The organism is bacterium, assembly GCA_020444325.1.
Lineage (GTDB): Bacteria > Bacteroidota > Ignavibacteria > SZUA-365 > SZUA-365 > BM516.
In genome coordinates, this window is record JAHLLD010000002.1 from 331,260 (window position 1) to 345,716 (window position 14,457).

At 55.6% G+C, this 14,457-nt stretch carries 15 protein-coding genes; 5 read left to right on the forward strand and 10 right to left on the reverse strand.

What is annotated here, in order from left to right; all coding sequences use genetic code 11:
• The 6 genes from KQI65_04135 to KQI65_04160 are packed head-to-tail and all read right to left on the reverse strand — an operon-like array spanning nucleotide 1 to nucleotide 4,830.
• Nucleotides 1–357 (reverse strand): aspartate 1-decarboxylase, encoded by a 357-nt coding sequence (locus KQI65_04135; GenBank protein ID MCB2203913.1) that lies wholly within the window; start codon nucleotides 355–357, stop codon nucleotides 1–3.
• Nucleotides 354–1,214, reverse strand: coding sequence for a pantoate--beta-alanine ligase (gene panC, locus KQI65_04140; protein MCB2203914.1), 861 nt, complete (start codon nucleotides 1,212–1,214; stop codon nucleotides 354–356). The genes KQI65_04135 and panC overlap by 4 nt, the downstream gene beginning before the upstream one ends.
• A gap of 11 nt (nucleotides 1,215–1,225) precedes the next feature.
• A complete protein-coding gene (gene accD / locus KQI65_04145) occupies nucleotides 1,226–2,071 on the reverse strand; it encodes an acetyl-CoA carboxylase, carboxyltransferase subunit beta (GenBank protein MCB2203915.1) in 846 nt (281 codons plus the stop codon).
• Between the two features lie 15 nt (nucleotides 2,072–2,086).
• Nucleotides 2,087–2,785: a tRNA (adenosine(37)-N6)-threonylcarbamoyltransferase complex dimerization subunit type 1 TsaB gene (tsaB, locus tag KQI65_04150; GenBank protein MCB2203916.1), complete on the reverse strand. Its 699-nt coding sequence runs from the start codon at nucleotides 2,783–2,785 to the stop codon at nucleotides 2,087–2,089.
• Entirely contained in the window at nucleotides 2,782–3,264 is a 483-nt protein-coding gene (tsaE, locus tag KQI65_04155) for a tRNA (adenosine(37)-N6)-threonylcarbamoyltransferase complex ATPase subunit type 1 TsaE (GenBank protein MCB2203917.1), read from the reverse strand. Before tsaE ends, tsaB begins: the two co-directional genes overlap by 4 nt.
• A 3-nt stretch (nucleotides 3,265–3,267) precedes the next feature.
• Nucleotides 3,268–4,830, reverse strand: a complete 1,563-nt coding sequence (locus KQI65_04160; GenBank protein MCB2203918.1) for a PglZ domain-containing protein — start codon at nucleotides 4,828–4,830, stop codon at nucleotides 3,268–3,270.
• A gap of 206 nt (nucleotides 4,831–5,036) precedes the next feature.
• Between KQI65_04160 and KQI65_04165 the strand changes: the two genes are divergently transcribed.
• A complete protein-coding gene (locus tag KQI65_04165; protein MCB2203919.1) occupies nucleotides 5,037–6,083 on the forward strand; it encodes a hemolysin family protein in 1,047 nt (348 codons plus the stop codon).
• Nucleotides 6,084–6,119: 36 nt separating this feature from the next.
• Here KQI65_04165 and KQI65_04170 read toward each other — a convergent pair whose 3' ends face one another.
• The 4 genes from KQI65_04170 to rlmN all read right to left on the reverse strand — a co-directional run bounded on the left by KQI65_04170 (nucleotide 6,120) and on the right by rlmN (nucleotide 9,926).
• Nucleotides 6,120–7,253 (reverse strand): hypothetical protein, encoded by a 1,134-nt coding sequence (locus tag KQI65_04170; protein ID MCB2203920.1) that lies wholly within the window; start codon nucleotides 7,251–7,253, stop codon nucleotides 6,120–6,122.
• Entirely contained in the window at nucleotides 7,250–8,164 is a 915-nt protein-coding gene (locus tag KQI65_04175) for a hypothetical protein (GenBank protein MCB2203921.1), read from the reverse strand. The genes KQI65_04170 and KQI65_04175 overlap by 4 nt, the downstream gene beginning before the upstream one ends.
• A 23-nt stretch (nucleotides 8,165–8,187) precedes the next feature.
• Nucleotides 8,188–8,742 (reverse strand): adenylate kinase, encoded by a 555-nt coding sequence (locus tag KQI65_04180; protein ID MCB2203922.1) that lies wholly within the window; start codon nucleotides 8,740–8,742, stop codon nucleotides 8,188–8,190.
• A gap of 89 nt (nucleotides 8,743–8,831) precedes the next feature.
• Nucleotides 8,832–9,926: a 23S rRNA (adenine(2503)-C(2))-methyltransferase RlmN gene (rlmN, locus tag KQI65_04185; GenBank protein MCB2203923.1), complete on the reverse strand. Its 1,095-nt coding sequence runs from the start codon at nucleotides 9,924–9,926 to the stop codon at nucleotides 8,832–8,834.
• 164 nt (nucleotides 9,927–10,090) lie between these two features.
• Between rlmN and KQI65_04190 the strand changes: the two genes are divergently transcribed.
• The 4 genes from KQI65_04190 (at nucleotide 10,091) to KQI65_04205 (ending at nucleotide 14,447) form a co-directional block, all read left to right on the forward strand.
• Nucleotides 10,091–11,002: a YfiM family protein gene (locus tag KQI65_04190; protein MCB2203924.1), complete on the forward strand. Its 912-nt coding sequence runs from the start codon at nucleotides 10,091–10,093 to the stop codon at nucleotides 11,000–11,002.
• Nucleotides 11,003–11,019: 17 nt separating this feature from the next.
• Complete coding sequence (locus KQI65_04195) at nucleotides 11,020–11,742, forward strand: glycosyltransferase (protein MCB2203925.1); 723 nt, start codon at nucleotides 11,020–11,022, stop codon at nucleotides 11,740–11,742.
• 115 nt (nucleotides 11,743–11,857) lie between these two features.
• The gene (locus KQI65_04200; GenBank protein MCB2203926.1) at nucleotides 11,858–12,679 is read left to right on the forward strand and encodes a formylglycine-generating enzyme family protein; all 822 of its coding nucleotides are present in this window, start codon (nucleotides 11,858–11,860) and stop codon (nucleotides 12,677–12,679) included.
• Between the two features lie 166 nt (nucleotides 12,680–12,845).
• A complete protein-coding gene (locus tag KQI65_04205) occupies nucleotides 12,846–14,447 on the forward strand; it encodes a S41 family peptidase (GenBank protein ID MCB2203927.1) in 1,602 nt (533 codons plus the stop codon).
• Nucleotides 14,448–14,457 lie beyond the last annotated feature (10 nt).

Sequence of the window (14,457 nt, forward strand, 5' to 3'; positions counted from 1 at the left end):
TCACAGGATCTGCTTTACGTTGTTGTGCTCGTCGACGAGAATGATGGAAGGTTTATGGCCGCTGAGTTCGCTGTCTTCATATTCGGCATAGGTAATAATGATGACTTCGTCTCCGACGTGGCCAAGCCGTGCGGCTGCGCCGTTCAGGCATATCGTTCCACTTCCGGCTTCACCCTTGAGTGCATAGGTTTCGAAGCGTTGACCATTGTTCACATTCACCACCTGAACCTTCTCGTATTCGAGAATATCCGCCTGCGCCATGAGGTCACGGTCGATGGTGATGCTGCCTTCGTAGTACAGCTCCGCCTGTGTGACACGTGCACGGTGAATCTTGGATTTGAACATGATGCGCTTCATTGCTGCGTCGCCTGCTTTCCGAGTAAGATGTTGTCAATCAATCGTGTCTTTCCGACACGACCGGCAATGGCTATCAGGGCTGTTGTTTCGATACGGCCTTCGATGGGAAGGAAGGTCGCCGGATCGACGACTTCGACGTAATCGAGCGTGACACCACTGCCCATAATCTCCTCTTCCACAGCGTTGCGAAGGGTTTCTGTGTGGCGTTCGCCGCGTAAAAACATCGCTTCCGCGCTGCGGAGGGAACGGGAAAGCGCGAGAGCTTCCAATCGTTCCTGATCCGAAAGATACGTGTTTCTCGAACTCATTGCCAGTCCATCCGGTTCCCTGCGGATGGGGGCGACGACGATCTCGATGCCGAAATGGAGGTCGGTTGTCATCCGGCGGATGATGGCGGCCTGCTGAGCGTCTTTCTGGCCGAAAACGGCGGCGTGGGGTCGCACGATATGAAACAGTTTGCTGACCACGGTGGTAACGCCGCGAAAATGTGTCGGACGATGGGCACCTTCAAGAGTTGCTCCGAGCCGGTCGACGTTGACCCAGCTGCTGTCGTTCTCAGGGTACATCTCACCGGCGGTGGGAGTGAAAATGATGTCGCATCCCGCGGCTTCCGCGAGCTCTCTGTCACGCGCGAGGTCTCGCGGGTAGCGTTCGAGATCTTCACCTTCCGCGAATTGTGTGGGATTGACAAAAATGGACATCACGACAATATCGCCGTGCTGACGGGCCAGGCGCAGCAGGTCAAGATGCCCCTCGTGCAGATAGCCCATCGTGGGCACAAATGCGATGCGTTTGCCTTCGGCGCGGAGACGGTCTGCAGTCTCCTGCATCGATGCAATGGAATTGATAAGTATCACAGCGCGTCCGATCAGACGTTATGCATGTGTTCGAGGAGGGTGCCGAGTGTATCGCGCATATCCGCGCGCGGCACAACCTTGTCAAGAAAGCCTTTATCAAGCAGAAATTCGGCACGCTGAAAGCCTTCGGGAAGATCGCGTCCGATGGTCTGCTTGATCACACGGGGACCTGCGAAACCGATCAGCGCCTTGGGTTCGGCCAGGATGATATCGCCCAGCATTGCGAAACTGGCGGTGACGCCGCCTGTCGTCGGATCGAGCAGGATGGATATGTACGGCAGGCCGGCATCGTGCAGCAATGAGAGCCGTGCGCTGGTTTTCGCCATCTGCATCAGGGAATAGGCACCTTCCATCATACGCGCGCCGCCGCTGGAGGACACGATGATGAGGGGACATTTCTGTTTGATCGCGCGGTCGATCGCTCGCGCGATCTTCTCGCCGACAACAGAACCCATGCTCCCGCCGATGAATCCGAAATCCATCACCGCGATGGAAACCGTGCGGCCGTGGATTTTTCCGAGTCCGCTGCGCATGGCGTCCTGCAGACCACTTTTCTTTATCGTTGCTTCGACACGATCTGCATAGGGCTTGCTGTCGGTGAATTCGAGGGGATCGGTCGCCCGCATCTTGCGGTCATATTCCTTGAAGCTCCCCTTGTCGAGGATGATTTCCAGGTACTGGGAACTGCCGACACGAAAGGAAGCACCGCAGTGAATGCAGGTGTAGAGGGCAGCCTCGAGCTGTTTCTGATGCATCATTTCACTGCAATGATTGCATTTCACCCACGATCCGTCCGGTACGTCGCGCTTACGGCCTGAAGTTTCTATGTTGGATTTGCTGCGTTTAAACCACGCCATGATGGAAGCTCCGTGCTATTCCTTTTCCGTTGCTGTAAACAGGGGATTTTTTGCCTGTTTTACAATAAAGTCCTGCAGGTACAGCGGTTCGCAGGTTTCAGGGTCGGCGGATTGTCCCGCCGCTAACATTTCGGTACCGAGCAGGACGATGTCTTCCGCCGTTGCGCAGGCGACAGATAACACTGTGCCACGGGAGAACCGTTCCGCCAGTGTCTGTGCTGCATCGCCGGCAAGCAACAGCGGTGCTGCATGCGGTGCTTTCAGGTCGTCAATTGCGGAGAGGGCCGGGCCCGAAATTCTTGTCCATGCGTCCCCTTCGGACCGGTATGCTGCATGGTACACGCGCTCTCTGCGCGCGTCGAGTGCGACAAGCAGTTGCGAGTCGTGCTCGACATTCCTCTGGCGACGGACAGCGAAGGCGATCGCGTCCATGGTCGGGACAGCGATGAGCGGTATCGCAAGCGAGAATGCGAAGCCTTTTGCCATGGCCATACCGATCCGCAGTCCGGTAAACGAACCTGGTCCCGATGCCACAGCGACGGTGGAAAGATCAGCGGCCTGCAGCCCGTTTTCCTTCAGCAGTTCCTGTATGACTGGGGCGAGCATTGCGTCGTGCGCATTCGGTATGTCTATCGATTTGCGGGCGACGATGCTTCCGGTCTCTGCCAGTGCGACGCCGAGCGTCTGCGCTGCGGTATCGATGCCGAGTATCAAGCGGACCTCTGGAACATCTGCTGCGGTGCGCTGAGGATGCTCTTGCCCCCATGCTCGAGCCGATGAATGCGGTAGGAGCGATGGGATTCTGAATCGCCGTGGGCTGCCGCAACTTCAAAGCGGGGAAGTGGCAGCAGGGGCAGCGCACGCTCAGCCCATTCGACGAGAATGATCCCATCTTCAGAGAACAGCGCATCGAGTCCGATTTCCAGCATGTCCTCAACCGCATCAAGGCGATAGAGATCGCAATGCCGCACGCTGCGCGATCCGGAGTACTCGTTGACGATGGTGAAGGTAGGACTGCTCACCTGTCCCGCACAATCGAAATAATCACATACGCCCTGAATGAACGCAGTCTTTCCCGAGCCGAGATCACCACAGAACGCAACGAGCGCCGACGCCGGCAGGGTCGAAGCGAAACGGCGTCCCAGGGCACGCGTTTCCTCCACGCTGTATGTCTCATGCACTTCGTCGGACACGGTTCAGGCCTTCGCCTTCATGGTGATGACGGGGAGAATGAGTTCTTCTAGCGACATGCCGCCATGCTGGAAGCTGTCGCGGTAATACGAGAGATATTTGTTGTACTCTGTCGGATAGACGAAGTAATAATCTTCCTTGGCGATGACGTAGTTCACCGTTACGCCGCGCTTTGGCAGTTTGTACTCTTCAGGATTGCGGATGTACATCGCGTGCTTGGTGTCGGCCTTGACATTCCGCCCGTATTTGTAACGCAGATTCGTTGAGGTTTCCCTGTCGCCGAGTACCTTGCTCCCGCGCATACAGCGCACACTGCCATGATCCGTTGTCACGACGATGGTCGCGTTGGGCGTCTTCGCGATCTGCTGGAACATGTTGTAGAGCGACGAATGCGTGAACCAGGTGTTGGTAAGGGAGCGGTAGGCCGATTCGTCCGGCGCAATCTCTTTCAGGATGGGGTAATCGGAACGTGAATGCGCCAGCATGTCAACAAAATTCACGACGATTGCAGTGAGGTGGTTTTTCACGAACGACGCGATGTTGCCCACCATCTGCTTCCCGAACTCGGGATCGATGATTTTGATGTATTTCAGGTCATTGCGCAGTTTGATGCGGCGGCGCTCGAGAAGCTTCTCGAGGAATTCCTTCTCGTACTTGTTCATTGAATAATCATCGTCATCCTTCGAGGCCCAGAGATCCGGGAACACCCGTTCAATTTCGGAAGGATAGTACCCGCTGAAAATCGCATTGCGCGCGTACGGTGTCGCCGTCGGAAGAATTCCCATGTAGAATTCTTTCTCGATAGTGTAAAGATCGCGCAGGTGTTGTTCCATGATCAGCCACTGGTCGTAACGCATGCAGTCGATTACGAAGAAGAACACCGGCCCCTTGCTTTCGAGATGCGGGAGAAGAAAGCGATCCACTACCTGGGGTGAGAGGGTGACATCGTCGTCCTCAAGCCAGTCGCGGTAATGACGCTCGACGAACTTGCAGAATTCCTGGTTGCATTCCTTCCGCTGATCCGCCATGGTCTGCTGCAATCCCAGACGCGGATGCTGATCGAGTTCGATTTCCCATTCCACAAGTTTCTTGTAAATCTCCATCCACTCTTCAAGGTCGAGCGGACCCTGCAGTTTCATTGACACATCGTTGAACTCGCGGATGTAATACTGTGCCGTGCGGTCGCCAACGATACGTTTCCCCTGCAGCACTTTTTTGGCGACGAGCAGAATCTGACTTGGATTCACCGGTTTTGTGAGGTAATCGCTGATCTGCTCGCCGATGGCCTCTTCCATCAGCGCCTCTTCCTCGTTTTTCGTCACCATGACGACGGGGATATCCGGTTGCATGGCTTTGAGCTCCGACAGCGTTTCGAGTCCGCCCATGCCGGGCATCGATTCGTCGAGCAGAATCAGGTCAACCGGCTCATTCCGGACAAAATCCAGCGCGTCCTCACCGTTGGTAACGGTACTCAGACGGTAGCCACGCTGTTCGAGGTGAAGGATATGAGGCCGGAGAAGTTCCACTTCATCGTCGACCCAGAGAATATGTCCCTTGTCTTCCGCCATTATGCGTCCTTGATGCTAAGGTGTGTGGAAGCGATACAAACATGAAAGCTACAAAAGATCACAGGGGTAAACAAGGTACGGGAACGCCTCCGCGGAGGGGGGCATGCTGCGGAATCCGGGTGGGTTGCGCAGGGCGTCCTCAAGGCTGTATTGCCGATTGTGAGGCACTTTGTTGTGTTTGAGGGAGTATTGAGATAGATTCGGACATGGTTGCGTTACTCCTGATCAGTGTTGGTATCCTTGCCCTGTCTTTCCTTGCTTCGAGCATGGAAGCGGCCTTGTTTTCCGTCACTGCCATACAGATAGAGCAGATGGTGGAGAAGGGGGAGCGCGGGGCGCTCCGGTTGCGCGCGAACAAGGAGAATATTCGGGACAGCATCGTTGCCATCGTGATTCTCAACAACCTGAGCAATATTGCGGGCTCCATCATCGTGGGAGCGCTCGCCGTGGACGTGTTCGGGGACCTTTGGGTAGGCGTGTTTTCTGCGATCCTGACATTTGTCATCATCCTCCTTGGCGAGGTGGTACCGAAAACCATTGGTGAGCGCAACGCCGCCAGCTATGCCCGCCACACGGCCGTGATCGTCACCGTCCTGCGCATTCTTTTCTATCCGTTCGTTCTCATCATCAATCTCATGACACGCCCCGTCGGGGGATCCGAGGATGCCTCACGGCAGCTGAGCGAGGACGAGATTACCGTGCTGGCACGCCTCAGCCATCGCGACGGCAACATTCTCGACATGGAGAACAAGCTGATCAGGCACGTCTTCCAGCTCGATGACATCATGGCCCGGGATATCATGACACCGCGCACAGTGGTCTTCGCATTGCGTGCGGATGAGACGTTGGATGAAGTCCGGCACGAACTGTTCAAAGCCTCCGTCAGCCGTATACCGATCTTCGGGGAGGATATGGACGATATCCTTGGACTCGCGCATATCAGGGACCTCCTTGCGGCACTTGCGAAAGGGAAAGGGCAGCGGCGGATGTCCGAATTCGCGGTGGAAGTCCACTATGTGCCCGATACCGCCCGGCTTAATGTCATACTCAGCGATTTCCTGAAAAACCGTGAGCATCTTGCCATCGTGGTCGACGAGCATGGCGGGATGGCGGGGGTGATTACGCTGGAGGATATTCTTGAACAGCTCGTCGGAGAAATCGTCGACGAACACGACAGGGACGTGGATTTGCGAGTGCGCGCACGCATGTTGCAGGAACGGCGCGGCAGGGGGAAGGACGAATTTGCATCCTGATCGCCACATCCGCTGCGGATGCGGGATGCATGAAAATTACGGGGCGAAACGGTAGGCGATTCCACCACTGAAAATGAGATGCTTGGCAATTCCCGTGCTCGCGAAGAGCTGCATCGGACCAAGATGCCCGGTCACACCGATCGTGGCCTTGACCGCGTCGTCGCTCAGGGAAACCGGCACGGTCTGCGGATCAATATCGTAGCCGATTTCATCCTTGATGTTCTGCGGAAGGGTGAAGGTATAGCTGCCTTCGGAATTCAATGTCTCATAGCTGATGCCCACATAGGGCTCGAGCCAGTGGAAAAAGCGCCGGCTTGCATGCAGGTTGACCGCAAAAAGGTCGGTGTCGGCCTCGAGCTTGGCCTTGGTGATGCCGACTTCATTGGTAATGGAGCTTGTCTGAAATGCGACCTGAACCGCCGCATTGAAGGGGGGATTCTCAATCCAGTTGGTAAACGCGTGTTTGACGGCGACACCGAAGAAGCTGAATTTTCCGACGTTCTCATCGAAAACGACAGGCGGAACGTAGCGCAGAAGCAGTTCAGTGCTGTAGTAGGAGCCGATGGTAAGCTGCGGCACGGCGGCAAGGACGAAATCCTGGTTCGTACCGTCCGTAAGAGGGAGCTGGCTCGGCAGTCCCGCCAGTGTGGCACTGTCGATGCCGGCAACGTTCTCGAGCAGATATTCCTTCGGCACATTGAAACCGGCACCCTTTCCTCCGAAGACGGTGGCTGTTTCCACCTCGGGCTGCAGCTCACCCGCCGCGACAGCACCGCGCAGCTGTGTTTTGAAATAGTTCAACTGCAGGACACGCTGCCATTCTTCGGAAAGGATTGGATAGGGATTCTCGGCATTCTCAAGCGGAAGCCGTCCGATGAAGGTGCGCTCCTCGTCGATCACAGTTGCGTACATACTTCTGACGGAAATGTCGAAGTAGAACACGTTTTCCTTCGGCACATAGGCGCTGTTGTAAAACGCATCGTTCGCGCCGACGTTGGACACGATGACGAGCGGACTCATGAAGCCCTTGGCATTGGCCTCGAAAAGTTCACGGGAATAGTCCTCGAGCAGTGCCTTGGTATCGATTTCCACCTGTGCGCTCGCACTGGCGGTAAACATGAGGAGCAGGATGGGGAGTGCGAGGCTCCGAAGCATGATGCGTCCTTTCATAAGGAGAGTCCTATTCCGATTGAGAGGTTGTCCATTTCGCCCAAACTATAACCGGCAGTGATATCAAGCAATGGGAGCAGCGTAATTGCTCCACCGAAACTGAAACGCAGATTCCGTCTGCGGAATTCCAGCGTGATGTCCTCGGGCTGCTGTCCCGTCTGCACGGGAGTGTACGTGTAACTCACATCGATGGCGTATGCTTCGTACCCGAGTCCGGCGAACAGCGTGATCGCAGCGAAGTCCCTGCTGACCAGCAGCATGCCGTTCAGGCTGTTTCCCTGTACCGCGTCTCCGATTTCAAATTGCTGGTAGCCGGCCAGAACGGCAACCTGGACGGGCGAGTCATACCAGTGGGTCAGTTCATGTTTCAGCGCGGCACCGTAAAACGATACTTTCCCGATTTCCGTGTCGAAGGTAGCGGGCGGCAGGCCGCGGAGTATGATATCGGTACCGAGAACGGGACCGAAGCTGACCTGCGGAAGCAGAAGTGCTGTCTGTCGCAGCCCGGTCCCATCCGGGAGCACGATGTCCGGTGCCGAAGACTGATTGGATTGCAGTACCGCCCCCTTGTTGCCGACGACGGTGGCGGTTGTCACATGATCGGGATAGCCTGCCGAAACCAGCGCCTCCGGCAACACGCCAACGAAGGTCTGCTGCTGCTCGGGAATAAACGTGAAGATCGCTTTTGCACCGGCCCAGATGTGAAAGGCCGTATCGACGCGTGCGGTATGCGCATACCCACTGTTGATGGTGTAGCCGATGGCATCGACACCGGGACGCAGGTAGTCGCGCGCAAGTTCCTCGACGCCCAGTTGCTCGACGAGGTCACTCAGTGACTGCGCACGCAGCGTGACGGCAGATGGGAATAAAAATGCGGCGGTCAAAAATAGCGCCGCCGCAACAGTGTTCATTCTGCGAATATGCATATCAGGTCTTACACACGATGTTCGACAGCCGTGATGATCTGCCCGGTGATGTCCGTGATATCGCCCACACCCTGAATGTCGACGAGCAGACCTTTTCCGCGGTAATACTCCGCGAGCGGCTCTGTTGTTTCATGGTAGATATGGAGGCGGTGGCGAATGGTGTCAAGCGAATCGTCGGAGCGACCGCGCTTTCCGAGACGCTCAAGCAGTTCCTCTTCCGGAACAATCATGTTCAGCACCGCATCGAGGGTTGCTCCGTCAGGAAGGAAGGAGTCGAGTGCCTCCGCCTGTGCCGGAGTGCGTGGATAGCCGTCGAGCAGAAACCCTGCCGCTGTATCCGGCTTCTCGAGCCGCTCCTTGACCATCGCATTCGTCACGCTGTCAGGAACAAGGTCGCCTGCCTCGGAGTAGCGCTTGGCTTCGATGCCGAGTGGCGTTCCGTTGCGGATGTTTTCCCGGAAAATATCTCCGGTCGAGATGTGCGGAATGTTGAAATGCGTGGAAATGAACTGCGCCTGTGTTCCTTTGCCGGCCCCGGGAGGGCCGAAAATCAGAAGCCGCATGTAGTCCTCGAGATTGGAAGGGATACTGGATGTAAGTTCTGTCTAGCGAACGGATAAAATAAAGTAAGGATTTTCCTTACGTGAACAAATCAGAGGTTCTCCGTCTGTTTTGTCGTATGCCTGACGGCCAGCTGGCCGCAGGCTGCGTCGATGTCTTTTCCCGAACTCGAACGCAGCATGACGGTTACATCCTCCTTGCGCAGTGCAGCGGCGAAACGCTCGATGTGTTCACGGGATGGTGACGCAAGCGTGAGCGGCATGCCGTCGGGATACGCTGTGCTGATCTGATGAAAGGGGATGATGTTGACCTTGCTCGGCACGCGGCGTGTGAGCTTGACCAGTCGCCTGACATCCTCGGGACCGTCATTGAGTCCGTCAAAGAGTATGTACTCGTACGTAATGCGCCTTCGCGTTTTCCGGTAATAATATTCTGCTGCGTCGAGCAGTTCGGAGAGAGGGAATTTTTTGTTGATGGGCATCAACCGGAGACGCAGTTCATCCGTCGTCGCATGCAGTGAAATGGCCAGCTTGATTTTCCGATTCTCATCGGCCAGCTGTCTGATGCGATCCGCGAGTCCGGCTGTCGACAATGTCATATGACTTGTCGCGATACCTTCGGTTTTCTCATGCGTCATGATTTCAACGCTGTGCATGACGTGATCGTAGTTCAGCATGGGCTCGCCCATACCCATGAACACCAGGTTGGTGATGCGCCGTGCGGAATGCTTCTGCACGGCGAGATACTGCCCGAAGATCTCGCCGGGGTGGAGGTTGCGCTTGAGTTTCATCGAAGCTGTGGCGCAGAACTTGCAGTCGAGCGGACACCCCACCTGCGTCGACACACAGATGGTGAGGCGCCTGGGTTCCCCTTCATCCTCACTCTCGGAGGGAATCAGCACGGTTTCGACATTCCTGCCGTCGTCGAGCGCGAAGAGAAACTTCCGGGTTCCGTCTTCGCTCTGCTGTTCGCGGACGAGCGTCGGATGTGCGATACGGTAGTTTTGCTCGAGTTCGCTGCGCAGGGCCTTCGGCATGTTGCCGCATGCGCTGAAAGTTTCGACGCCCCGGTTATAGAGCCAGTAGAACAGCTGCTCGGCACGAAAGCGCGGCTGACCGGCAGACGTCATCTCTTCTTCGAGCTGGCGGAGGGTGAGGCCGAAAATATTTTTTTTCTGTGACTGCATGGGAGATATGTGTGCTTCTGTCATAGCAACATAGGGATTTTCCCGGCATTGCTGAAGTGCGGGAATCCGGTGCCAGGGGGAACGAATCGCTGACTTGTTCAGCGCAGTCGGTGGTCGTATTTTATTCGATTGGCTGATTTCTCCAGTGAATGAGGATTTCGTCCGTGTCCCGTCTGCCTTCCCTGCGTGTGCTCTGTCTCTCCGCTTTTGTTTTCCTCTTTCTGTTCCGCCCAGTGGCGGCGCAGCAGGACAGTGTTTATACCCCGGTTCCGTTTGAGGGATACGATCCTCATGAAACACACTGGCAGTGGGAGAATCTCGCAATCGTCGGGGGGGTGCTGGGCGCGACGGTGACAGGGATTCATATCTATCAGCAGAATGCGTGGTGGCAGGGACAACGTGGGCCGTTTCATTTTGTCAACGATCCGGATTACGCCTTGAACGTTGACAAGGCGGGACATTTTTATGGCGGGGCATTCGGGTCGTGGCTGGGACAGAAGTCAATGGTCTGGTCGGGCGCCTCGCAGGAAACCGCTGTCTGGGGCGGCTTTGCACTTGGCTCGCTCTTTGAACTGTATGTGGAATTTGAAGACGGCTTTGCCACGGGTTGGGGATTCAGTCCGGGTGACGCCTACGCCGATGTTGCCGGTGCCGCCTGGCCTGTGCTGCAGCACTACGTGCCGTATCTCTCGAGTTTCCAGCCAAAGTTCACCTACTGGCCGTCCGATGCCTTCATCAATGGGACGCACAAGGGGAACGCCATCGATGACTACGAGGGACAGACGTACTGGATGGGTATCCACATGTATGAGCTGCTGCCTCCTTCCTGGCAGGATTACTGGCCGTCGTGGCTGGGAATTGCAGTTGGAATCTCCATTCGCAACATGCATACGGAGCAGGGGTATGAGAACCTGCAGCGTAATGTCATCATCGCGCTTGATTATGACATGCGCGAGATCATCCCCGGAGATTCCTGGCTGCTGCACACATTGAAGGAGGCGTTGAATTTTATTCATTTTCCCTCGCCCGCAATACGCATCTCACCCAATTACATCGCTTACGGTATTTATTTCTAAACCAGCCGCTGCACTACGTGATTTCAATAATCATCCCGACGCTTGACGAAGAAAAACTGCTGCCGCAGATTCTTGCGCAGTTCCCCGCAGAACTGTGCCGCGCACATGATGTGGAAATCATCATCAGTGACGGGGGCAGCAAGGATGCGAGCACACAGATCGCGCGGGAGCATGGAGCCGTCGTCGTTGAGCATGAGGGCGATCACCGGCAGACCATTGCCGAAGGAAGGAATCGCGGTGCGGAGGTTGCCCGGGGCGACATCCTCGTTTTCATCAACGCCGACATCCGTATCAGTGATGTGTCCTCCTTTTTCCGGGATATCGAAAGCTGTCTGCAGCGTGATACTGTCAGCGGTGTCACGGCAGTGGTGAGGGTGTTTCCCGAAGAGGAGATCCTCTCGGACCGCATGTTCCATTTCTGGCACAATCATTACGTGCGCTTTCTCAACGCCATCGGCGAGGGAATGGGGAGGGGAGAATGCCAGGTGCTGCGCAGGGAAATGTTCCGAAGCATCGGCGGCTATAACGCCTCGATGGTCGCGGGCGAGGATTACGACCTGTTTCGCCGTGTGCGGAAAAAAGGGAAAGTCGTCATGATGCCGCATACGGTGATCTATGAATCCCCCAGGCGCTTCCGTAAGTATGGTTACCTGCACATTTTGTGGGGCTGGACGAGAAATGCGCTGGCGGTGATTTTCCGGAATAAGTCCTCAAGTGAGGAATGGGAAGCAGTGCGCTGAGGAATGGGAAGCAGTGCGCTGAGGAATGGGAAGCAGTGCGCTGAGGCTTGGAATTCAGTTCGCCTGGCGGCATATTTTATATGGAGTTGTTCAATCTCGTCTGCAGGTGAAAAGTATGTTTTCAAGATTTCCTGTCACGCTGGCTGTTCTTCTGCTCAGTGTCCTCGTTCTGGGCGCATGCGACGATGATGATGGCGGTGGTGACCCGAGTGCGTCGCTTGAAATGGTCAACATTCCCGCTGGAAGCTTTACTATGGGGGATCCCAGTGCTTCGCATGAGATCAATGAGCGCCCAGCCCGGGAGGTTTTAATCAACGCGTTCAGCATGAGTAAATTCGAGGTGTCACAGAAGCTGTATTCGGATGTCATGGGTGAAAATCCCAGCAGCAATAAGGGCGACAACAATCCCGTTGAGAAGGTGAAATTTGCGGATGCGCTGCGCTTCTGCAACGCGCTTTCTGAGCGAGATGGACTGACGCCGGTTTACTCTGATATTGATGGTGCCGTCAAGGCGAACTTCGACGCGAACGGTTACCGTTTGCCTACGGAAGCTGAGTGGGAATATGCCTGTCGTGCCGGCACGACCACGGATTTCTATACGGGTTCGACGCTTGAGGACCTGCAGTCCTGTGGATGGTTTTCCGGGAATGCTGACGGTCATACTCATGAGCGCGGGAAGCTCGCACCAAACGACTTTGGGCTTTATGACATGCACGGAAACGTATTCGAGTGGTGCTGGGACTGGTACAGCCAGAATTATTATGCGCAGGGTGTAAACAACAATCCGCATGGTCCTGCCGGTGGGACACAGCGCGTCTGCCGCGGTGGTTCATGGTTTGTCTATCAGTACGGGTGTCGTTCCAGTTTTCGTTCCATGCTCGAACCGAAGTACGACAGCATCGACATCGGCATACGCCTGGTCAGAAATGCCGGGTGAAGTCCCATAGCGGAACCATCGCGCTCCGGAGCAAGTTATTACTGATAGCCGTCTTAGACTGCCCTCCATGGCCGCGCCGTTGCGCATTGATTTCAACAGTGACTTTTGCTACCATGTAAGCGGACAAGACATTTTCGCACTTCCCCATTTCAGATAGAGAAGCACCATGTTCAAACAGAAAATCTCCCTGGCGAGTGTTTTTATTCTGCTGGTCTTCGGAATTTTCATGGGTACGCAGATCCGAGCGATATCCGAAGACAACATCTATGAACAATTCACCAAGTTCAAGGATGTTCTCAACTACACGCAGAAATATTACGTAGATGAGGTCAAGGTTTCGGACCTGGTCACGCATGCTGTCGAAGGGATGCTCAAATCCCTCGATCCGCATTCCGTGTACATCAGTCCGAAGCAGCTCGAAAAGGTACAGGAGGATTTCAAGGGAAGTTTCGAAGGCATCGGTATAGAATTCCGCATCGTGAATGATACCATTACAGTCGCCAATGTCATTTACGGCGGACCCAGTGAGAAAGTGGGACTGCTCTCGGGAGACAAAATCATTGGCATTGACGGTGAAAGTGCCATCAAGTTCAAGAATGAGGATGTGCAGAAAAAGCTGCGTGGCGAGAAAGGCACCGAGGTGGTGGTCACCGTCAAGCGATTCGGCCTGGCAGATCCCATTGATTTTACCATCTCACGCGACAAGATTCCGCTTTACAGCGTAAATGCCGGTTTCCTTCTTGACGATGGAATCGGATACATGAGTATCAATCGCTTCTCTGCGACGACATATGAGGAGTTCCTCACCGGACTGCGTGATCTCAAGAAGCAGGGTATGAAAAAGCTCGTTCTTGATCTGCGCGGCAATCCCGGCGGCTATCTCGAACAGTCGTTCCGCCTGGCGAATGAATTCCTGAGCAGGGGGCAGAAGATTGTGTACACGAAGGGACGCCGCAGCGATTTCGACGAGAACTACGTTGCCACAGGCAGCGGGGAGTTCCAGGATCTGCCTCTCATCGTCCTCCTCAGTAACGGCAGTGCTTCGGCAAGCGAAATCGTTGCCGGCGCGGTGCAGGATCATGATCGCGGTTTGATCGTCGGTGAAACCTCCTTCGGAAAGGGACTCGTGCAGCGTCAGTTCGACCTCAGCGACGGCTCCGCCTTCCGTCTGACAACCGCGCGTTATTACACGCCCAGCGGACGCATGATTCAGCGTCCCTATGATGGTTCTGACGAGGATTACTACCGCAACGCCTATCACCGCGAGGAAGTGGATGGCGACAATATCGAGCATACGGAAGAAGCCGACAGCACGCGTCCGGTATTCCACACCGACAGCGGTCGCCCGGTTTACGGCGGCGGTGGCATCACGCCCGACTACATCGTCCGCTATGAAGATCTGAGCGAATACGTTGCACGCATGCGCATCCTCGTCTTTGAATTCGGAACGCATTACATGGACAAGAAGGGCGCCACACTTCGTGAGAAGTACGAAAACGCCGACGCTGCCGCTTTTGTGAAGTCCTTCCAGGTCAGCGACGCCATGATGAAGGAACTGATTGCCTTCGGCAAGGCGAAGGGCGTGGAATTCAAACAGGAGGAATACGACAAGGACAAGGACTATCTCCGTGCCGTGGTCAAGGCGCAGATCGCCAGGACGCTCTATGGCAATGAGGGACAGTTCCGCTCCATGCTGGAAGTCGATCCTCAGTACGGCAAGGCGACGAGCCTCTTTCCCGAGGCGAGAAAGATCGCCGGCCTCCGCTGATCCCGCTCCC